The following is a 20,059-nucleotide window of genomic DNA, read 5'->3' as shown; positions in this document are numbered from 1 at the left end:
AGATTAACACATAATTGCCACGTGGAAGCTATTGAAAAGGCATCAAGGAGTTGAATCCGAAACCAGATTACGGCCGAATAAGCTTGCGTTGCGCTGTTGTTCAAGCGCTCGTTTTTCGATCACAGGCCCATCCATGCATGATTATCGACTCGTCCGCCGCCCCTTGAGCGCCCTGCTGCTGGGCGCCTCGGCCCTGGTCCACGCCGACGAGGCCGCCGAACCCGTGCCCCAGGTGGTGGTGGCCGCCTCGCGCCTCAGCCAGCTCGGCGTGGCCGACTCGGCCAATGCGGGCGTGGTCACCCAGCAGCAACTGGCGGCGCGCTCGGTGTACCGTCCCGGCGAACTGCTGGAAGCGACGCCCGGCCTGATCGTCAGCCAGCACAGCGGCGAAGGCAAGGCCAACCAGTTCTACCTGCGTGGTTTTAACCTCGACCATGGCACCGACCTGCGCACCACCGTGGACGGCATGCTGGTCAACCAGCGCAGCCATGCCCACGGGCAGGGCTGGACCGACCTCAATTTTCTGATTCCCGAGCTGGCCAACCGGCTGGAATACCGCAAGGGCCCGTACTACGCCGACGAGGGCGACTTCGCCGCCGCCGGCGCGCTGGCGGTGCGCTACGCCGACACGCTGCCGGAAGGCATCACCAGTGTCGGCCTGGGCCAGAACGGCTACCGGCGCGCGCTGCTGGCCGACTCGCCCAAGGCCGGCCAAGGCAATCTGCTATACGCGATCGAAGCGTTCCATAACGACGGGCCATTCACGCGCGGCGACGATTTCAACAAGCTCAACGGGGTGCTGCGGTTCAGCCAGGGCGACGCCGCCAATGGTGTCAACCTCACCGCCATGGCTTACCGCGCAGCTTGGCGCGCGAGCGACCAGATTCCGCGCCGCGCGGTCGATGACGGCCGGCTTGGGCGCTTCGACACGGTCGACGCCAGCGACGGCGGTGTGGCGCGCCGCTACAGCCTGTCCGGCGGCTGGCACGCCGCCTCCGACGCGGGCGTGACCAAGGTCAACGCCTCGGTGGTTGCCAACCGTCTTGCGTTGTATTCGAACTTCACGTATTTCCTGGACGATCCGGTCAACGGCGACCAGTTCAGCCAGCCGGACCGGCGCGTCACCAGCGCCGTGAACGCCGAGCACCGCTGGGGCAGCCACCGGATCGGCGTCCAGTTCCAGAACGACAATATCCACAACGGCCTGTACGACACCGTCGCGCGCCGGCGCCGCGCCACCACGCGCGAGGACCACATCGTGGAGACCAGCGCCGCCGCGTTCTACGACAACAGCACGCGCTGGACGCCGATGTTGCGCACGGTGGCCGGGATGCGCGTCGACCATGTCCGCTTCGATGTCGACAGCATCTTGCCTGAGAACAGCGGCCGTGCCAGCGCCGATCGCGCCAGCCCGACCCTGAGCCTGATCGTCGGCCCGTGGAACCAGACCGAGTTGTATCTGAACGCCGGCACCGGTTTCCACAGCAACGATGCGCGCGGCGCCACCATCCGCACCGATCCGAAAAGCGGCGCGCCGGTCGAGCGCGTGACGCCGCTGGTCAGGGCCACGGGAGTCGAGATCGGCGTGCGCACCGAGGCGCTGGCGGGATTGCAGAGTTCCTTGTCCCTGTACCAGCTCGATTTCGATTCGGAACTGGTGTTCGTGGGCGACGCCGGCACCACCGAGGCCGGCCGTCCGAGCCGCCGCAGCGGGGTCGAGTTTTCCAATTACTACAAGCCGAACGCGTTCATGACGCTCGATGCCGACGTGGCGTTTGCGCGCGCGCGTTTCAGGGATGCCGATGCGGGAGGACGGCGCATTCCCGGCGCGGTGGAGGGCGTGGCGTCGCTGGCGCTGGCGCTCGACAATCTTGGGCCATGGTTTGGCGCGGCGCAGCTGCGCTATTTTGGTCCGCGTCCGCTGATCGAAGACAACGGCGTGCGCTCGCGTTCCACCACCACCTTGAACGGGCGCATCGGCTACAAACTGGGCAGGCGTCTCAAGCTCGAACTGGAAGGCTTCAACCTGGCCAACCGGCGCAGTTCGGCGATCGATTATTTCTACGAATCGCGCCTGCAAGGGGAGGGCGAGGCGGTGGAGGACATCCATTTTCATCCGACCGAATCGCGCTCGTTCCGGCTGACCCTCAGTTCGGCGTTTTAAGGCGTGCGCGCGGCAAGGCTGATAGACTGTAGAAAAAATGCCCTACAGAACAGGAATAGTCTATCAACCAACATCCCAACCGCGCGCCCGGTGACGCCTTGAGCGCACTGCGCATTGCCACGGCCGACCGTCACGCCGTGCTCGACACCGGCATGCCGCTGGCCCAGCCGGACGCCGGCTTGCAGCATTACAGCGACCACCTGCACATGCTGCGGCGCTGGTTGGCGCCGCTGGAGGCGTGGCTGGCGCGTTACGCCGATGGTCCGCAGGGCGAGGCGAGTTTGCCGGCGGTGGCGCGGGTGGCGCTGATCGATGCCGACCTGGCCGATCCGGCGCTGGCCGGGGTGCGCGTCGACGCGCGGGGGCAGGACGCGACCGTGTGGCCGGATGGCGCCAGTGCGGCCTACCGTTGGGGTGTAACGTACGTGATCGAGGGTTCGCAACTGGGCGGGGCGGTGCTGTACCAGCGCCTGGCGGGGCCGCTGGCGCCGCATCGGCTGCGCTATCTGCGCAGCGGGGCCGAAGGACCGGGTCCGCGCTGGCGCAGCTTCATGCTGGCGCTGAGGGAGAATGTGAAAAGCGAAGGGGAGATTGCGGACGCGTGCAGGGGGGCGTGTGATGCGTTTGACCGGATTTTGGCGATGCGGTAGGGACAGGTCGACCACCGGCCTCAAGACCGTCATTCCCGCTAACTTAAAAACCGTCATTCCCGCGGAGGCGGGAATCCAATTCCGTTGAGCCGCCTGTGATTGTGCTACGGAATTGGATTCCCGCCAAGAGGGCCGCTCAGGCCGGGAATGACGGTCTTGAGGCCGGGGGGTGAAAAAGGCGCTCATGGGATGTATCGAAAACAAACGTCTTTAGGCGAACGACCTAATTGCGCTCGCGCTCCACCCTGGTCACCCCCACCACGCGCCGCAGATTCCTGATCAAGTGCGCCAAGTGCACCCGATCCTTGATCTGAATCGTAAACCGCAGCTGCGTCATGACGTGTTCTTCATCCTCGTCCATGCCCACATACGAAATGTTCGCATCCGACTCGCCAATCTCGGCCGCCACGCGCGCCAGGATGCCTTTTTCATTGTTAATCAGCAGCCTGATGCGGCAATCGAAGCGGCGGTTCAATTCCCCGCCCCACTGCACGGCGATCCAGCGGTCCGGCTCCTTGCCGCGCAAGCGCTTGGCACTGGCGCAGTCGCTGGTATGCACGATCAAACCCTGGTCGCGCCTCAGCTGGCCGATAATCTGGTCGCCCGGAATCGGCAGGCAACACGGGGCCAACTGCACCGACACGCCTTCGCTGCCATAAATGGTCACCGGATCGAGTTCGCCCGGCGTGGCGTTCGGGTTGGTCGGCAAACTGACCAGGTCGTCATCGACCAGGCCGAAAATATGCCGCGCCACCAGGGCGGCCATGCGCTTGCCGATGCCGATGTCGGCATACAGCTCATCCATCGACTTGGCCGACGATTCGTTGAGCAGCTTCTCGACCGCCGGTTCCGGCAGATCGGGCTGGATATTCAGGGCCGTCAGGGCTTGCGCCAGCAACTCGCGCCCCAGTTCGACCGACTCGTTCAGGTTGATCGTGCGCAAATGATGGCGGATCGCCGAACGGGCTTTTCCGGTGCGCACAAACGCCAGCCAGGTCGGGCTCGGCTTCGAGTCGGGATTGGTCACGATCTCGACAATGTCGCCATTGCGCAACTCGGTGCGCAGCGAGGCCGGCTCGTTGTTGATCTTGACCGACACCGTATGGTCGCCGATGCCGGTGTGGATCGTGTAGGCGAAGTCGAGCGCCGTGGCGCCGCGCGGCAGGGCGATGATCTTCGACTTTGGCGTGAACACATACACCGAGTCCGGAAACAGGTCGACCTTGACGTGTTCCAGAAACTCGGCCGAGTCGCCGGTTTGCTGCTGGATGTCGAGCAGCGACTGCAACCACGCGTGGGTTTTCTGCTGCAAGTCCGACAGGTTCGCTTCGCCATTCTTGTACAGCCAGTGCGCCGCCACGCCGGACTCGGCGGTGCGATGCATTTCCTGGGTGCGGATCTGGAACTCGACCGGCGTGCCGTACGGGCCGATCAGGGTGGTGTGCAGCGACTGGTAACCGTTCAACTTGCGGATCGCGATGTAATCCTTGAACTTGCCCGGCATCGGCTTGTACAGGCCGTGCAGGGTCCCCAGCGCCACGTAACAATTGGCGAAGCTGTCGACCACCACCCGGAAACCGTACACATCGAGCACCTGCGAGAACGACAAATGCTTGCTGCGCATCTTTTTATAGATGCCGTACAGGGTTTTTTCGCGCCCGTAGACTTCGGCCGGCAGTTCGGCGGTGGCGAGCGTGCTCTTGACCGATTCGAGGATCTTCTTGACCACTTCGCGGCGGTTGCCGCGCGCCGCCTTGACCGCCTTGGACAGGGTACGGTAACGCACCGGATACAGGTGCGAAAACGCCAGGTCCTGCAATTCGCGGTAGATATTGTTCAGGCCCAGGCGGTGCGCGATTGGCACGTACACTTCCATCGTCTCGGAGGCGATGCGGCGCTTCTTGGCCGGCGTCATGTGCTCGAGCGTGCGCATATTGTGCAGGCGGTCGGCCAGCTTGATGAGAATGACGCGCACATCCGACGCCATGGCCAGCAGCATCTTGCGGAAGTTTTCCGCCTGCGCTTCGATCAGGGTCTGGAATTCGATTTTTTCGAGCTTGGACAGGCCGTCGACGAGGCTGGCGACGGGGGCGCCGAAGCGCTCGATCAGCTCATCCTTCTTGACGTCCTGGTCTTCCATCACATCGTGCAGCAGCGCGGCCATGATGGCCTGGGCGTCGAGCTTCCAGTCGGCGCAGATTTCAGCCACGGCGATGGGATGGGAAATATACGGTTCGCCCGATTTACGGACTTGTCCAAGGTGCATCTCGTCGGAAAAACGATACGCTTCCTTGACCTTTTTGAGTTCGGAGGCGGTGAGGTACTCGGAGAGCTTGGCCGACAAGTGCGAGACCGATGCCACGCCCGGAACGGGAGCGACAGGAACCTCGGCCTCTTGCGCCTTGGTGGCGGCGCGTGCAGACCGGGTCTTGGGTGTGCCTGAGAGTGTCGTATCCGGAGGAATCAGATTCATACGCAAAGTCAATCAGCCGAAATGTGAAAAAAGTAAATCAGGATGGCTTGTTGACACCGTTCGGGCACGAAATAACTAATTACATCGGAACCTTTTTCAGCATCTCGATACCGACCTTGCCGGCAGCGATTTCACGCAGGGCGACAACGGTTGGCTTGTCCTTGGCTTCCACCTTGGGAGTGTGGCCTTGCAACAACTGACGGGCGCGATAGGTTGCGGCCAGGGTCAGTTGAAAGCGGTTAGGGATGTGCTTCAAGCAATCTTCAATGGTAATGCGGGCCATGTATTTTCCTCAATATGACGGTGTGTGCCGTGTCACGATTGTTGCGCATGGATACCCAGTTGGGCAAATAGCGAGGCGTTACGCGCAGCTTGTTGTGCAAAACGGCTGCGTGTCGCTCTGACAATCGCGCTCATCTCTGACAAGGCGACGTTGAACTCTTCATTGATAATAACATACTCGAACTCGGGAGCGTGAGCGATCTCGCCGCCGGCGGCCAGCAGGCGGCGCGTGATGACGTTCTCTTCGTCCTGGCCGCGCTTGTAGAGGCGCTCTTCCAGTGCTTTGATCGAGGGCGGCAAAATGAAAATGCCGGCCGCGTCCGGGAACTGCTTGCGCACCTGGCGCGCGCCCTGCCAGTCGATTTCGAGCAGGATGTCGGTGCCCAGTTTCATTTCCTTTTCGACCATCAGGCGCGAGGTGCCGTAGTAATTACCGTGCACTTCGGCCCATTCGAGGAATTCGCCGCGCCCGGCGCGCTCGACGAAGTCCTCGGCGGTGGTGAAATGGTACTCGCGGCCGTCCTGCTCGCCCGGGCGGGGAGGGCGCGTGGTGGTCGAGATCGACAGCTTGATGCCCGGTTCCTGCGCCAGCAGCGCGTTGACCAGGGTGGACTTGCCGGCGCCGGACGGGGCGGCGACGACGAACAGGCTGCCGGAAAAGCCGGGAATAGTGGTTGGCATAATGTGCTTTCGGGTGACGATGCGTAGCATGGGCGCCTCATGGGCTGCCGCGAGTCGTGATGCGACCGACTGAAATACACGCAAAGAAATCATTTTACCAAACAGGTCGACGTTCAGGCGTTGAAGATAGAACAGCAAGCGCCTGGCGGGACCGGTCCTGCGGCGGGCGCTTCTCCCGCCCCGGCCGGTGCTTCAGCGAAACGTGGAGCCTGCCCGATTCGCAAAATACCGCGCTGGCGAATCGCCAAAGCTGCGGCGGAACATCGCGATGAAATTGCTGGGCGTGGCATAGCCCAGTGCATCGGCGACCACGGCCACCGCGTCCCCCTGCGCCAGGCGTTCCAGCGCATGCGTCAAGCGGGCTTGCTGGCGCCACTGGGCGAAACTGATGCCGGTCTCGGAGCGAAACAGGCGGCTCAAGGTGCGCGCCGACAGTCCGGCCCAGCTCGCCCATGCGTCGAGCGTGCGGTCATCCTTCGGTTGTTCGAAAATGGCGGTGGTGATGCGCAGCAGGCGCCGGTCTTGCGGCATCGGCAAATGCAGCGCTTCGTGCGGGGCATGCCGCATCTCGTCGAGCAGTACCGCGATCACGCGCTCCTGTTCCGCTTCCAGCGTGTGTTGGGCGGACCAGGAGACCGCGCGTCGCACCAGCGCACGCATCAGTTCGCTGATGCCGATCACACAGGGATGCCTGGGCAGTTCGCTGGCCGCTTCGGGTGTGATCAGCAAACTCCATCCGCTCATCGCGCCGTTGACGCTGACCTTGTGCGCCTCGCCCGGCGGTATCCAGCCGGCCCGATTTGGCGGCGACAACCAGGAACCGTGGGCGGTGCGCATGTGCACCAGACCGCTTTCTACGCAAAACACCTGTCCTCGCACATGGGTATGCCAATCGTATTCGCGCGTCCCGAGACGGAATTCATTGCCGGCCTTGTCCTCGCCCCGGATCGCGACCAGCGCAGGTCCGTCGGAACGCTCGCTGATATTGGCAGGGACGGTCGTTTGTTCATCTGAAACTGACATGGCTGGATCTCATTATATTTTGTCTAAACAACGTTATCAGTGTATGCGGCGGCTGTCCAATACTGTTGCCTGTGACAGGGCATGCTGTCCTCCATAGTTCTCAACCAACCGCAACAGGAGTTTTTCATGAGTGCATCCGCTCCGGTGTCTGCTGTCGCAGCACCTTCCTTGATTCATCCTCACATTCCGCTGTGGGTCGCCGTGTTCATTGCGTGCGTTGCATCCTTCATGGTCGTCATGGACGGCGCCATCGTGAATGTGGCTTTGCCTTCGATGCAAGCTGATTTGCATCTCTCCAGTCTGCAATTGCAATGGGTGGTCGATGCCTATTTGCTCAGCCTGGGCGGCTTCATGCTGCTGGCGGCGCGTGCCAGCGATTTGTACGGACGCAAGCGCGTTCTACTATCAGGTCTGGTCATCTTCACCCTGGCCAGCCTGGTGGGCGGCCTGGCGACCAGTGGCACAATCTTGCTGGTGGCGCGCGCGATCCAGGGCTTTGGCGCCTCGGCTCTGGCGACCTCTACCCTGGCCGTGATCGTCGCGGTCTATCCGGCCGGCCCGGCGAAGGCCAGGGCGATCTCGCTGTGGGCGGCGTCAAGCGCGATTGCGTCGGCCATCGGTGTCGTGATCGGCGGCATATTGACGGCCGGGATGGGATGGCGCTGGGTGATGTTCGTGAACGTACCGATCGGTCTCGCCCTGATCGCCGGCGTGGCCTTGTGCATGCAGCCGGTCAAGGCCGGGACGCAGCGGCCAAAGCTCGACGTGTGGGGCGCCATCAGCATTACGCTGGGAATGGGCGCCCTGATCCTGGGGATCTCGCAAGCGGTCAATCTTGGCTGGGACTCCCGTACCGTCCAGTACATACTGCTTGCGGCGGCGGTGTTGCTGCTCGCTTTCGTGATCATCCAGGCCAGGACGGCGCACCCGCTGATCCGCCTCGACATATTCAGGCTGCCGAGCGTGCGCATGGGAAATATCGTGGTGCTTGGCCTGGGCGCTTCCCTGACCGCGTCGACTTTCTTCCTCTCGATCGCGCTGCAGCAGATTGCTGGCTATGACGCGCTCGACACTGGCCTGGCGCTGCTGCCGATGGGGATCACGCTGGCGATCGCGGCGATCGTGTCGCGTCCCTTGATGGATTCCGGCGTGCGGGGCTTGCCCTTTTTCGGGGGCATGATCAGCGCTGCCGGCTTGGCCTGGCTGGCCGGATTGCCGATCGAAGCCAATTACGTCGCCGATGTGCTCGGGCCCACACTGCTGATCGGCCTGGGACTCGGGCTGATGCTGATGACGGCAACCCATACGGCGCTGGCCGCTGTGCCGCCGAAGGAAGCCGGCCTGGCGTCAGGACTGTTCAATACCGCGCGCCAGCTTGGCGCCGCGCTGGGCATTGCCGGCCTCTCCACGCTGGCGCAGTCGGTGGCAAAAAAATCGCCGGATGTTCATGCTCTGGCGCAACTACAGGGCTATCATGCCGCCTTCCTCGCGACGGCGGCGCTGAGCGCGCTTGCCGCGCTCGCTTCTCTGACCTTGCGCAAGCTGGAAGACAGCTAGTGCCCGGTCAAGAGAAGCCGCTCGCGGGGCTTGTCTGACCTACTCCAGATTCTGCACCTGCTCGCGCATCTGCTCGATCAGGAGCTTCAATTCCATCGACGCATCGGCCAGTTCCTTCACCGACGCCTTGGCGCCCAGGGTATTGGCTTCGCGGTTCAGTTCCTGCATCATGAAGTCGAGCCGTTTGCCGACCTGCCCGCCCTTTTTGAGGATATGCCGGGTCTCGGTCAAGTGCGCCGACAAGCGCGACAACTCTTCCGACACATCGATCCGGATCCCGTACAAGGTCACTTCCTGGCGAATCCGCTCGAAGGCTTCCTGGCGCGTCAGCGTGGACGGCGTGCCATGCCCGGCCAGTCCCAATGCATCCTGCATGCGCTCGATGGCCTTTTGCTGGAACTGCGAAATCACCTGCGGAATCAATGGCGTGATGCGCTTGACGATGACATCCATCGCATCGATGCGCGAGACGAGCATCGCTTCGAGCGCCGCGCCTTCGCGCCGGCGGCTGTCGACGAAGGCCGCGACGGTGGTGGCGGTCAACGCGGCCACGTCGGCCTGCAGCGACTCCTGGCCAACCTGGGCTTCCTCGATCACACCGGGCCAACGCAGCAGCTCGGCCACCGTCATCAACGGCGCCGATACAAAATGCTTGGTCACTTCGCTCTGCAAACGGGCCAGATCGGCCAGCATGGCCGCATTCAGGGCTTGCGAGCCGCCCGCGACCTTGCGCCCGAAAGAGAGGCGTGCCTCGACCTTGCCGCGCGTGATGGCGGCCATGATCGCGGCGCGCAAGTCCGGTTCGAGCGCGCGCAACTCGTCGTTGATGCGGAACTGCAGGTCCAGAAAGCGCGAATTAACGCTCTTGATTTCAATTGTAAGGGTGCCCGCCGCGCCTTCGCTGGTGGCCACCGCGTAACCTGTCATGCTAGAAATGCTCAATGGAGTCCCCGGTATTTTTATCTTTTCTTTACAAAGCCGTGATTTATCCACACAATCGCCGTGTTAAGCAAGGAACACACTCTGATGGCTGCACAAAATAACGCTCCCCTGCCCGATGGACTTGAAATTGCCGGATATCGCATTGTAAAGAAAATTGCGTCCGGTGGGTTCAGTATTGTATATCTCGCTTATGACGCCGAGGGGAACGCGGTCGCCATTAAAGAGTACCTGCCGAGCTCCCTCGCTTTGCGGCAACCCGGCGAGCTCGTTCCGGTGATTTCACCGCCCAATCTGCCCGTGTTCCGCATCGGCCTGAAGTGCTTTTTCGAGGAGGGAAGGGCGCTCGCGCTGATCTCGCACCCGAACGTGGTGCGCGTGCTGAACTTTTTCCGCGCCAACGACACCGTGTACATGGTGATGGGCTACGAATCGGGCCACTCGCTGCAGGAACACATCGCCCGCCTCGGCAGCAAGGGCAGCCGCCTGTCGGAAGCGTTCATCCGCCAGATTTTCCTGGGCGTGTGCGGCGGCCTGCGCGAAGTGCACGCCAACAAGCTGCTGCACCTCGACCTGAAACCGGCCAATATCTACCTGCGCACCGACGGCTCGCCGATTTTGCTCGACTTCGGCGCCGCGCGCCAGACCATCAACGCCGACATCCCGAAACTGACGCCGATGTACACGCCGGGCTTCGCCCCGCCGGACCTGTACTCGAAAACGGCGGCGCTGGGACCGTGGTCGGATATTTACAGCATCGGCGCGACCATCTTCGCCTGCATGGCCGGCGCGCCGCCGCAGCCGGCCGACCAGCGCAAGACCGAAGACAAGATGCCTGGCTATTACGCCAAGCTCGAAGGCAGCTTTTCGCCGGCCCTGATCAGCATGGTCAAGAACTGCCTCGACATGGACCCGCTGGCGCGTCCGCAAAGCCTGTTCGCGCTGCAAAAGGAACTGGCGCTGCCGCCGCCCAAGAAGCCGGAAGCGCCGCGCGGTTTGGAAAAGATCGGCGGCCAGGTACGCGGCCTGGTCGACCGCCTCGGTAGTTTCGGCCGCAAAAAAGTCAACGATAAAAACACCTGATCCAGAAAGATTACTATGCAATTTTCCGTTTATCAGGAAAGCCAGCTCGGCGGCCGCAAGGTCAACCAGGACCGGATGGGATACAGCTTCACGCGCGATGCGCTGCTGCTGGTCCTGGCGGACGGCATGGGCGGCCACCTGCGCGGCGAAATGGCCGCGGCCATCACGCTGCAGACCATGTCGAGCATGTTCCAGCAGCACGCCACGCCGTATGTGCGCAAACCCGAACGCTTCCTGGAAGAGGCTTTCCTCGAAGCGCACGATGAAATCCACCGCTACCGCATCGCCAACAACATGCCCGACACGCCGCGCACCACGGTGGTGGCTTGCCTGATCCAGCACAACACCGCGATCTGGGCCCACTGCGGCGACTCGCGCCTGTACTGGCTGCGGCGCGGGCAGATTTTGGGCCGCACGCGCGACCATTCGCACATCGAGCACCTGATCGCCCAGGGCCTGGCCGATCCGGCCGAACGCGCGACCCACCCGGACCGCAACAAGCTGTATAACTGCATCGGCGCTTCTTCGCTGCCGAAGATCGAAGTGTCGCGCCAGGTCAGCCTGTTGACGGGCGACGTGGTCATGCTGTGCTCCGACGGCTTGTGGTCGATGCTGCCGGACGAAGAGATTGTCCATCGCCTCTCGACCCAGACCATCGTGCGCGCCATTCCCGACATGATCAGCACCGCGATTACCATCGGCGGCGAGACCTGCGACAACACGACCGCGCTGGCGATCATGTGGCAAGGATCGCCCGAAGTGGAAACGGCGGGCGTGAACACGGACGGCAGCGCGGCGGTCATTTCGACCATGATGCTGCCCGAGAACCTGGTCAGCACCACGATCCTGAGCGCCCCGGAGCCGGAACAGCCGCTCGAAATCGACGCGTTCAACGACGACGAAATCGAAAAAGCGATCGCCGAGATCCGCGACGCCATCGAAAAATCATCCCAGGTACTTAAGTAAGGCCTGCTTTTACAAGGTAATACATGACATTTGAATCACGTCCGAGCGGCCGCGCCGTCGACCAGCTGCGCGACATCGTGCTCACGCGCCAGTACACCAAGCATGCCGAAGGATCGGTCTTGATCGAGTGCGGCGACACCAAGGTCATTTGCACGGCCAGCATCGAAGAGAAGGTGCCGGGCTTTTTGAAGGGCAAAGGGCAGGGCTGGCTGACGGCCGAATACGGCATGCTGCCGCGTTCGACGCACACGCGCATGGACCGGGAAGCGGCGCGCGGCAAGCAAAGCGGGCGCACGCAGGAGATCCAGCGCCTGATCGGCCGCTCGCTGCGCGCGGCGTTCGACCTGGAAGCGTTCGGCGAGCGTACCCTGAACCTCGATTGCGACGTGATCCAGGCCGATGGCGGCACGCGCACGGCCTCGATTACCGGCGCCATGGTGGCGGCGTATGACGCGTTCAGCAAACTGGTGGCCAGCGGCGCGATTCCGAAGGTGCCGGTGAAGAGCTTCGTGGCGGCCATTTCGGTCGGCGTGTACAAGGGCATGCCGGTGCTGGACCTCGATTACGTGGAAGATTCGGGCTGCGACACCGATATGAACGTGGTGATGACCGAAGCCGGGCACTTCATCGAAGTGCAGGGCACGGCAGAAGGCGCCGCATTTGATCGCGCCGGGATGAATCGTTTGCTCGATCTGGCGCAGGCCGGGATTGCGGACATCATCGCGCTGCAGAAGAAAAGCCTCGGCTTGTAAGCTGCGGCCCGGTAGCGCATCCTTGACCCTACGTTCTTTTAGCCGTCGTTCCCGCGAAGGCGGGAACCCAAGTTCGTGCTGGAGCTGCTGGCTCAACGACTAACTTGGGTTCCCGCCTTCGCGGGAACGACGTTATAGCACGACCGTAATACTCCTGAACATCTGCTCTTCCTCCGCCATCTCCTGCCCCAACCGCCCTTCAGCGGTAGACACTCCTGATCAACGCCCGGTCCGGTGGAACCGGAAGATCGCCATGCTCCACGCGGTTGCGCGCCAGGCGCTCGGCCAGCACGTCGGGCAGGCTGCCATCGACCAGCAGGCGGCCGAGATGCCGATTGCCGGACAGGGCGCTGTCCAGAGCTCCCAGCCCTCGGCCCGTCACGCCATTGCGCGTTAAATCCAGGCTGCGCAAGGTACGCGATTCCGACAGCATGTCCATTGCGTACGCGACTCCTTCATCGCCGATGCGATTGGCCGACGCGCCCAGCACCCTGGTAGAAGGGGCATAGCCCAGGTTGAGGCATTCGATGGCGGGATGGCGCCGCAGCGCCTGGAACAAGGCCCCGGCGCCCTCCGGGCCGATGCCGTTGCTGGCCAGTTCCAGTGTCTGCACGTTGCGGTTCGCATGGAGCGCTTCGGCCAGCATGGCCGCGCCTTCGTCCCCCAGGCGATTCACGCTCAGGTAGAGCGCGGTGACGTGCGGCGCTTCGCGCAGCAGCCGGGACAAGGCTGCAGCGGCGGGCGGTCCCAGGCCGTTGCCGCTCAGGTATAGGGTGTGCATGGTGCGGTTATCGGTGCACAAGGCGTCGACGATGGCGTCCAGGCCCGCAGTACGCAGATCGGTATTGACGAGGTCGAGCACGCGCAGGTGCCGATTGCTGCGCAGCATCTGGGCGATGCTGGCAGCGCCCTCCGGTCCCAGCGGATTGCGTTTCAACCAGAGACCGGTGAGTTGCACGTTCCGCGCCAGCGCTGCGCCAAGCCGGCGCGCTCCGAGGGGCCCAATGTTGTTGCAGCCCAGGTAGAGCACCTGCAGATGGGCGTTCTTGTCCAGCAGCTGGGCCACCGCGTGCGCACCGGTATCGCCAATCGCGTCGGTGCCCAGCATGAGGCTGCGGACCTGGGTGTTGCCCTGCAGCGCCTGCGCGATCCGCAGGCAGTTGTCGCTGCCCAGGCTTTGCTTGCAGAGGTCCAGCCGGCCATCGTCCAGCACGGCGCCACGGGGAAAGTACTGGCTGCCTTGCAGCGCCTGATTGGCGCTCAGGTACGCCAGCAAGGGCGCCAGCTCGGCTGCGTCGCACGGCGTGATCTCGACGCGATGGACCGGGCATTGCACGGCGCTGGCGTCCTGTGCATCCGGAGCGGCGATGGGCTGGCGCGGCGGCAGCGACGGTTCACCAGGCATGGGGTTCGTAATCCTTGAGAAAATGGCCGAACAGCGGCGTGTCCGGCTCGTTGATGCCGCGCATGATCGGATCGATCAGGCGCGCCATGCCGTCGATGACATCGAGCGGCGTGTAGAAGTGCTGTTCCTGCCGCATCCGCTCGGCCTGGGGGTAGGGCTTTTCGTCGGTAATCCAGCCCGTGTCCACGGCGTTCATGTAGATGCCGTCGCGCGCCCAGTCCTGGGCGCTGGTGCGCACCAGCATGTTCAATGCGGCCTTGGCCATGTTGGTATGTGGATGGAAAGCGGTCTTGTCCTGCCGGTTGAACTGCCCTTCCATGGCCGACGCCTGGATCACGAAGCGCCTCTGGTTAGGCGAGCGCAGCAGCGCGGGACGAAGGCGCGAGGTCAGCAGGAAGGGCGCGATCGCATTGACCACTTGCACTTCCACCAGTTCCAGCGTGGACACATCGTGCAGCCGCTGCGACCACGAATTGCTGGGACGCTTGTCGAGCGCCTGCCCGTAGCTGTCCTGCTCGTTGCGTAAGAAGTAGTTTTCGTAGCCCGGCAGCTGTCCAAGGTACTGGCTGCTTGCCTCCAGCAGCCACGGGGTAGGTTCGGCGGCCATCAAGGCGGCGTAGAATTCGCGCGGGCGCTTGATGGTCTGCGCCGCGTTGTTGATGACGATGTCGAGGTGGGGCAGGTCGTGGCAAAGGGTGTCGGCCAAGGCCTCGACCGACGCGATATTGCGCAGGTCAAGTGCGTGCAGCGTCAGCCGGTCGCGCCATGCGCTGGCATCCGGTTCGCACAGGAAGCGCCGCTCGGCGTCGCGCGGGAAACGCGTGGTAACGATCACGCGGGCGCCGTCGCGCAGCAAGCGCAATGCCGTTTCGAAGCCGATTTTGATGCGCCCGCCTGTCACCAGCGCCACATAGCCGCCCAGGTCGGCGCGTTGTTCGCGCTTGGCCCAGTTTTTCGCTGCGCATACGGGGCACAGCAGGTGATAAAAGTGGTGCAGTTCGTGATAGGTCTGCTTGCAGACATAGCAGCGCTGGGAACGCAAGGTGCTGCCGCCGTCCTGCGGCGGCGGCAACAGCGCTGGTGTTGCTTGCTGTGCCTGCACCAGGCCGGTTTGCAGGCGGGCTTGGTGAAACTGCGCCGTGGACAGTTCTGTGCGCGCCTGGCGCAGCTCGCGCTTGGCCGTTTTTTGTATTTTGGCAATCAGCGCCTTGAAACGCGGGTGCGCGTTCATCCGGGAAGGCTGGTCCGCGATGGCTTGCAGCACACGCAGCGTGGTGGCAAGGTCCTCGTTTGTGAAAGTCATCGCAAAGTCTGTAGAAAAATTGATCCTTGGGGACAGCTTGCGTTCGCACCATGCCTCAAACCGGAAAAGAGCGGGCTGGATTTGAATCGGCGCCCGCCACCTTGCAAGGTGAGGTGCTGCGTGACAGATCCGCTCGGGCGCCGATGAAACGGCCATCGAAGCATCGCGGGGAAAGCCGACCGGGCTCGAACCGGCACCTTTTGCATGCCATGCAAATGCGCTTCCATTACGCCACGGCTTTCCGCTGACATTGTAGCATTTTCGGCAATTGCGGCGGCTGGGCCGGGCATTGCACCGGTCCGGAGCGCGCTAGAGAACGACCGTGATGCTCCGGAACGTCTGCTCTTCCTCCGCAATCTCCTTCACATGCGGCCCGCCGTCATCGCTCAAGATCTGCACCTTGCGCGTTCCTGGAATGGCAAACAGCGCTTCCGGCCGCACATCGTCAAAATCCTCGTGCACCAGCTGCTCCGGGGCGTCTCCGCTTTTGCCCGACCAGCGATACAGCGCAAACTCGCCATGATCTGCCGGCGGCCCGGCCACGATCATGTACGCCAGGCCCACCAGCTCCATGCTGCGAATCGCCAGCCCGCCCAGATCGAGTTCGAACGCCTCGCCAAGCTCGGCCCGCTCGCCCTCGACCACCTTTTCAGGATTGAGCAAATGCACCACCAGCGCCTTGCCCTCGGGCGCCGGATTGCGCAAGCCGATCAACAGCGTGCCTTCCGGCGTGGCCGCCAGCCCTTCGATGTTGAAAGCGCCATCGGCCTCCGGCGTCAATCCGGCCGCTTGCGCAAGCGGATACTTCTTCAATTGTTCAGCGGCGATCATGTCGTCCAGCAGGCCGCTGTAGGCCTGGCCGACCGGTTCCAGAAGCGCCTTGCCTTTGCCCTTGCCCGCCTCGGTCGCAAAAAAGCGGAAGCGGCGCTCCTGCACCTCGCCCTTCTTGTTGCGGCCATGCGAGGTAATCCAGTAAATCCGATCGCCGATGGTGGCCGCGCCTTCGAGGTCCGATTCCTTGTTCTTCTTGGTGCCCAAAAAGTCCGACAGGTCGAGTACCTGCACCGCATCGGCCACGCCTCGCCGGTAAATCTTGAGCTGGTTGCGTTCGTCGTTGGCGACCACGAACAGGTCTTCCCCGAGCGCGGCGGCGGCCGAGGCGTCGCACATGCCGCGATAGGTAAAATGCTCTTCCAATGTCGCGTGCAGCGCGCCCGCGATCAGGGTGGCGCTGGCCGCTTCGTGTTTGCTCATGGCGTCCTCCGGTGTGTTGATTAAAACACCATGATAGTGGCTAACGCAGGCGTCGCGCCGCACGCGTGACCAGCCAGCCCGCCACCACCGTAAATGTCGCGATGATCCCGGCGATAATCCAGAAACCGGCCGGGTGGTGCGACAGCGGAATACCGCCCACGTTCATGCCCAGCATGCCGGCGATGATATTGATCGGCAGCGCCAGCACCGTCACGATGGTCAGGATAAACAGGCTGCGGCCGGTTTCTTCGCTCACGCGCGCGGCGATTTCTTCCTGCAGCAGCTTGATGCGTTCCTGCAGCGACGACATGTCGCTCAGCACCACCGAGAATTCCTCGGTCGCTTCGCGCAGCTCCTGGGTGTCCAGGTCGGCCATCCACGAGGGCGGGCGTTGCAGCAGGCGAAAGAGCGCGGCCGGCTCGGGCGCCAGCAGCCGTTGCAGGCGCACCAGCACGCGCCGCATGGCTCCCAGGTCTTCACGCCTGGCGGTGGGGCGGTCGGCCAGCAGCTTGTCTTCGATGTCGTCAACCCGTTCCACCGCGTCGCGCACGATTTTCACCAGCACGTCGGCCTGGTCGCGCAGCAGGTGGATCAGCAGTTCGACCGAGGAGCGTACCGGCTCGCCCTGGCGCACCGCCTGGCGCACGCGCTCGATCGACTGCAAGGGCTTGCGGCGCGCGCTGACCACGACATTGCGCGCCACGCTCACCCACAGGGTTGAAATGTCGGATTCTTCGAACGAAAAATTGTGCAGCACATCGTTGACCACCGCGATCAGGGTGTCTTCGGCCAGTTCGATGCGGGTCGAGCGCGAGCCGGTGTGCAGCGTTTCGTAGAATTCCTCGGCCAGGTTGGCGTGCGTGGTCAGCCACTTTTCGCTGGCCGCGTTGGACAGGTTAAAGTGCAGCCAGATGAACTGCGCCGGATTGTTGGCCGCGTGGTCGCGCATCCAGGCCAGCGCCGCCGCCGAATCGACGGCCAGCGCTTCCGGCGTGACGCCGAACAGATAGCCCCACACCAGCCCCGAAGGGTCGGAGCCGTAGCTCACTTCGACTTTTTCGATTTCGAGCACGGCCGCACCTGCATTGTTCAAGGAGTTATTCATGGATTCGCTGGCGCACGGCACTGCCGCCGCCGGCAAACCGGGAGGGTCAAAATCGGATGCCGGTATAGTACAGCGTTTATCGTGCAATAACCTTAAAAGCTGCTGAAGCGACGGCGCCTGCGCCACAGGCTAAAATACGCACTTGCATTCATCCTCGGCCAGACCAGACAATTATGACCCAACGCCTCATCCTCGCTTCCAATAACGCCGGCAAACTCAAGGAGTTTGGCGAAATCCTCGCACCCGTAGGCTTCACCCTGCACGCGCAGGGCGAATTCGACGTGCCCGAAGCCGAGGAGCCGTTCGCCACCTTTGTGGAAAACGCGCTCGAAAAAGCCCGCCACGCTTCGCGCCTGACCGGTTTGCCGGCGCTGGCCGACGACTCGGGCGTGTGCCTCAATGCCCTGGGCGGCGCGCCCGGCGTATGGTCGGCGCGCTTTGCCGGCGAGCCGAAGTCGGATGCGCGCAACAACCAGAAACTCATCGCCGACCTGGCCGCTCACGCCGACAAATCGGCCTATTACTACTGCGTGCTGGTGTATGTGCGCCATGCGGACGATCCGCAGCCGGTCATCGCCGACGGTCGCTGGAACGGCGAAATCGTGGCCGAAGCGCGCGGCGCCGGCGGTTTTGGCTACGATCCGCACTTCTGGATTCCGTCCCTGGGCAAGTGCACCGCCGAACTGACGCCGCTTGAAAAAAACGCGCTGTCGCACCGCGGCCAGGCTTTGCGCGCACTGGTAGAGAAGCTGAAATGATTCCGATCAAAGTCGCCGGCAGCGCCGTCAAGACCGAGCCGCGCTCGCCGGCCGCCAGTGCCCTGCAATACCTGCAACCGGGCGCCTTGAACCTGGCCGCGCTGCCACCGCTGTCGCTGTACATCCACTATCCGTGGTGCGTGAAGAAGTGCCCTTATTGCGATTTCAACTCGCACGAGGCGCGCGGCGAGCTGCCGGAAGAAGCGTACCTCGACGCGCTGCGGCTCGACCTGGAGCAGTCGCTGCCCCTGATCTGGGGCCGCAAGATCTACACTATCTTTATCGGCGGCGGCACGCCGAGCCTGATGTCGGCCAAGGGCCTGGACCGGCTGATGTCGGACGTGCGCACCTTGCTGCCGCTGGACGTGGACGCCGAAGTGACGATGGAAGCCAATCCGGGCACGTTCGAAGCGGAGAAGTTCAAGTCGTTCCGGGCCAGCGGCATCAACCGCCTGTCGATCGGCATCCAGAGCTTCAGCGGCAAGCACTTGAAGGCGCTGGGCCGCATCCATGACGACAACGAGGCGAGGAGGGCGGTCGAGATCGCGCATGCCAACTTCGACAACTTCAACCTGGACCTGATGTACGCCTTGCCGACCCAGACGCTGGAAGAAGCGCGGCTCGACCTGGAGACGGCGCTGTCGTTCGCGCCGCCGCATTTGTCGCTGTACCACCTGACGATGGAGCCGAACACCCTGTTCGCCAAGTATCCGCCGGCGCTGCCGGACGACGATGCCAGCGCCGACATGCAGGACATGATCGCGTTGGAGACGGCGGCGGCGGGGTACGGGCATTACGAAGTGTCGGCGTACGCGCAGCCGGGGCGGCGCGCCAAGCACAATGTGAATTACTGGGAGTTCGGTGATTATCTCGGGATTGGCGCGGGTGCGCATTCGAAGATCTCGTTCCCGCACCGGGTGCTGCGCCAGGCGCGCTACAAGCAGCCGAAGGCCTTCATCGAGGCGGCGCGGGCCGGTAATCCGGTGCAGGAAGAGCGCGAAATCGGGCGCGCGGACATGGGGTTCGAGTTCATGCTCAACACCTTGCGCCTGACCGAGGGGTTTTCACCGAACCTGTTCGGCGAGCGGACCGGGATGGGGATCAATGCGATCGAGCAGACGCTCAACGCGGCCGAGGCCAAGGGCTTGATTTACCGCGATCACAAGATCATTCGCCCCACCGAGCTGGGGCAGCGCTTCTTGAATGATTTGCAGGAGATGTTTTTGGGGGCTTGAACAGCCCGCCGTCGTCTCCGGCAGTGCAGGAGACGACGGGTCAAGCCGCCAATTTCAGCGGCGCCTTGCCGGCCACCCGCTGCGGTCGCGATGTCGCCGCCGTCGACGCCAGCTTGAAGCCTCCGGCCACCTCGGCCAGGCGCGCCGCCTGTTCTTCCAGGCTGCCGGCCGCCGCCGCCGCTTCCTCCACCAGCGCCGCGTTCTGCTGCGTCACCTGGTCCATCTGCGCAATCGCCTCGTTGACCTGGTCGATCCCCACGCGCTGCTCGTTACTGGCCGCCGTAATCTCGGACATGATGTCCGTCACGCGCGCCACGCTGTCGACCACTTCGCCGATGGTGGTGCCGGCTTCCTGCACCAGGCGCGTGCCGTTGCTGACCTGCGCCACCGAGTCGCCGATCAAGCCCTTGATTTCCTTGGCCGCGCCTG

Annotated in this window: 18 protein-coding genes and 1 tRNA gene; 8 read left to right on the top strand and 11 right to left on the bottom strand. The window is 63.3% G+C overall.

All coding sequences use genetic code 11. From position 1 onward, the window contains the following. Window positions 1-133: 133 nt before the first annotated feature. A complete protein-coding gene (locus tag F0185_RS28745) occupies window positions 134-2,164 on the top strand; it encodes a TonB-dependent receptor (protein WP_167230858.1) in 2,031 nt (676 codons plus the stop codon). A 98-nt stretch (window positions 2,165-2,262) separates the two neighbouring features. Then, entirely contained in the window at window positions 2,263-2,814 is a 552-nt protein-coding gene (locus tag F0185_RS28740) for a biliverdin-producing heme oxygenase (RefSeq protein WP_187362679.1), read from the top strand. A 223-nt stretch (window positions 2,815-3,037) separates the two neighbouring features. On the opposite strand, the gene F0185_RS28735 is transcribed toward F0185_RS28740, so the two are convergent. From F0185_RS28735 to F0185_RS28720, 4 genes are all read right to left on the bottom strand, one after another. Continuing rightward, the gene (locus F0185_RS28735) at window positions 3,038-5,287 is read right to left on the bottom strand and encodes a RelA/SpoT family protein (protein ID WP_167230855.1); all 2,250 of its coding nucleotides are present in this window, start codon (window positions 5,285-5,287) and stop codon (window positions 3,038-3,040) included. A gap of 79 nt (window positions 5,288-5,366) precedes the next feature. After that, the gene (gene rpoZ / locus F0185_RS28730; RefSeq protein WP_054264095.1) at window positions 5,367-5,570 is read right to left on the bottom strand and encodes a DNA-directed RNA polymerase subunit omega; all 204 of its coding nucleotides are present in this window, start codon (window positions 5,568-5,570) and stop codon (window positions 5,367-5,369) included. 32 nt (window positions 5,571-5,602) lie between these two features. Continuing rightward, window positions 5,603-6,250 (bottom strand): guanylate kinase, encoded by a 648-nt coding sequence (gene gmk / locus F0185_RS28725; protein ID WP_167230853.1) that lies wholly within the window; start codon window positions 6,248-6,250, stop codon window positions 5,603-5,605. Between the two features lie 192 nt (window positions 6,251-6,442). Next, on the bottom strand, window positions 6,443-7,273 hold the full coding sequence (locus F0185_RS28720; protein ID WP_167230850.1) for an AraC family transcriptional regulator: 831 nt from the start codon (window positions 7,271-7,273) through the stop codon (window positions 6,443-6,445). Window positions 7,274-7,354: 81 nt separating this feature from the next. On the opposite strand from F0185_RS28720, the gene F0185_RS28715 reads away from it, so the two are divergent. Further along, on the top strand, window positions 7,355-8,830 hold the full coding sequence (locus F0185_RS28715; protein WP_229477245.1) for an MFS transporter: 1,476 nt from the start codon (window positions 7,355-7,357) through the stop codon (window positions 8,828-8,830). A gap of 39 nt (window positions 8,831-8,869) precedes the next feature. On the opposite strand, the gene F0185_RS28710 is transcribed toward F0185_RS28715, so the two are convergent. Further along, window positions 8,870-9,757 carry a YicC/YloC family endoribonuclease gene (locus F0185_RS28710; RefSeq protein WP_166895943.1) on the bottom strand — a complete coding sequence of 296 codons (888 nt, stop codon included), beginning with the start codon at window positions 9,755-9,757 and terminating at the stop codon, window positions 8,870-8,872. A 99-nt stretch (window positions 9,758-9,856) separates the two neighbouring features. Between F0185_RS28710 and F0185_RS28705 the strand changes: the two genes are divergently transcribed. Genes F0185_RS28705 through rph form a run of 3 tightly spaced genes read left to right on the top strand, consistent with a single transcriptional unit; the run spans window position 9,857 to window position 12,570 of the window. After that, entirely contained in the window at window positions 9,857-10,852 is a 996-nt protein-coding gene (locus F0185_RS28705; protein ID WP_167230847.1) for a serine/threonine protein kinase, read from the top strand. Between the two features lie 15 nt (window positions 10,853-10,867). After that, window positions 10,868-11,818 carry a PP2C family protein-serine/threonine phosphatase gene (locus tag F0185_RS28700; RefSeq protein WP_054264091.1) on the top strand — a complete coding sequence of 317 codons (951 nt, stop codon included), beginning with the start codon at window positions 10,868-10,870 and terminating at the stop codon, window positions 11,816-11,818. A gap of 23 nt (window positions 11,819-11,841) precedes the next feature. Then, complete coding sequence (gene rph, locus F0185_RS28695; protein ID WP_167230844.1) at window positions 11,842-12,570, top strand: ribonuclease PH; 729 nt, start codon at window positions 11,842-11,844, stop codon at window positions 12,568-12,570. A 199-nt stretch (window positions 12,571-12,769) separates the two neighbouring features. Here rph and F0185_RS28690 read toward each other — a convergent pair whose 3' ends face one another. The 5 genes from F0185_RS28690 to F0185_RS28670 all read right to left on the bottom strand — a co-directional run bounded on the left by F0185_RS28690 (window position 12,770) and on the right by F0185_RS28670 (window position 17,637). Further along, window positions 12,770-13,975 (bottom strand): leucine-rich repeat domain-containing protein, encoded by a 1,206-nt coding sequence (locus F0185_RS28690; protein WP_167230841.1) that lies wholly within the window; start codon window positions 13,973-13,975, stop codon window positions 12,770-12,772. Beyond that, a complete protein-coding gene (locus F0185_RS28685; protein ID WP_167230838.1) occupies window positions 13,965-15,278 on the bottom strand; it encodes an SDR family NAD(P)-dependent oxidoreductase in 1,314 nt (437 codons plus the stop codon). The genes F0185_RS28690 and F0185_RS28685 overlap by 11 nt, the downstream gene beginning before the upstream one ends. A gap of 170 nt (window positions 15,279-15,448) precedes the next feature. Beyond that, window positions 15,449-15,519, bottom strand: a tRNA-Ala gene (locus F0185_RS28680). A 68-nt stretch (window positions 15,520-15,587) separates the two neighbouring features. Beyond that, entirely contained in the window at window positions 15,588-16,532 is a 945-nt protein-coding gene (locus F0185_RS28675) for a DUF3616 domain-containing protein (protein WP_167230835.1), read from the bottom strand. A 40-nt stretch (window positions 16,533-16,572) separates the two neighbouring features. Next, the gene (locus tag F0185_RS28670; RefSeq protein ID WP_187362678.1) at window positions 16,573-17,637 is read right to left on the bottom strand and encodes a transporter; all 1,065 of its coding nucleotides are present in this window, start codon (window positions 17,635-17,637) and stop codon (window positions 16,573-16,575) included. Between the two features lie 173 nt (window positions 17,638-17,810). On the opposite strand from F0185_RS28670, the gene rdgB reads away from it, so the two are divergent. Further along, window positions 17,811-18,395 carry an RdgB/HAM1 family non-canonical purine NTP pyrophosphatase gene (rdgB, locus tag F0185_RS28665; RefSeq protein WP_167230832.1) on the top strand — a complete coding sequence of 195 codons (585 nt, stop codon included), beginning with the start codon at window positions 17,811-17,813 and terminating at the stop codon, window positions 18,393-18,395. Next, complete coding sequence (hemW, locus tag F0185_RS28660) at window positions 18,392-19,630, top strand: radical SAM family heme chaperone HemW (RefSeq protein WP_166880629.1); 1,239 nt, start codon at window positions 18,392-18,394, stop codon at window positions 19,628-19,630. Before rdgB ends, hemW begins: the two co-directional genes overlap by 4 nt. Window positions 19,631-19,670: 40 nt before the next feature. On the opposite strand, the gene F0185_RS28655 is transcribed toward hemW, so the two are convergent. Next, window positions 19,671-20,059 (bottom strand): methyl-accepting chemotaxis protein (locus F0185_RS28655; RefSeq protein WP_229477244.1); only part of this gene is annotated, 389 nt, incomplete at its 5' end.

This window comes from Massilia rubra, from assembly GCF_011682065.1.
Classification (GTDB): domain Bacteria; phylum Pseudomonadota; class Gammaproteobacteria; order Burkholderiales; family Burkholderiaceae_D; genus Telluria_A; species Telluria_A rubra.
Note: the sequence above shows the minus strand (reverse complement) of the source record. Positions and strands in the feature narration are given on the sequence as shown.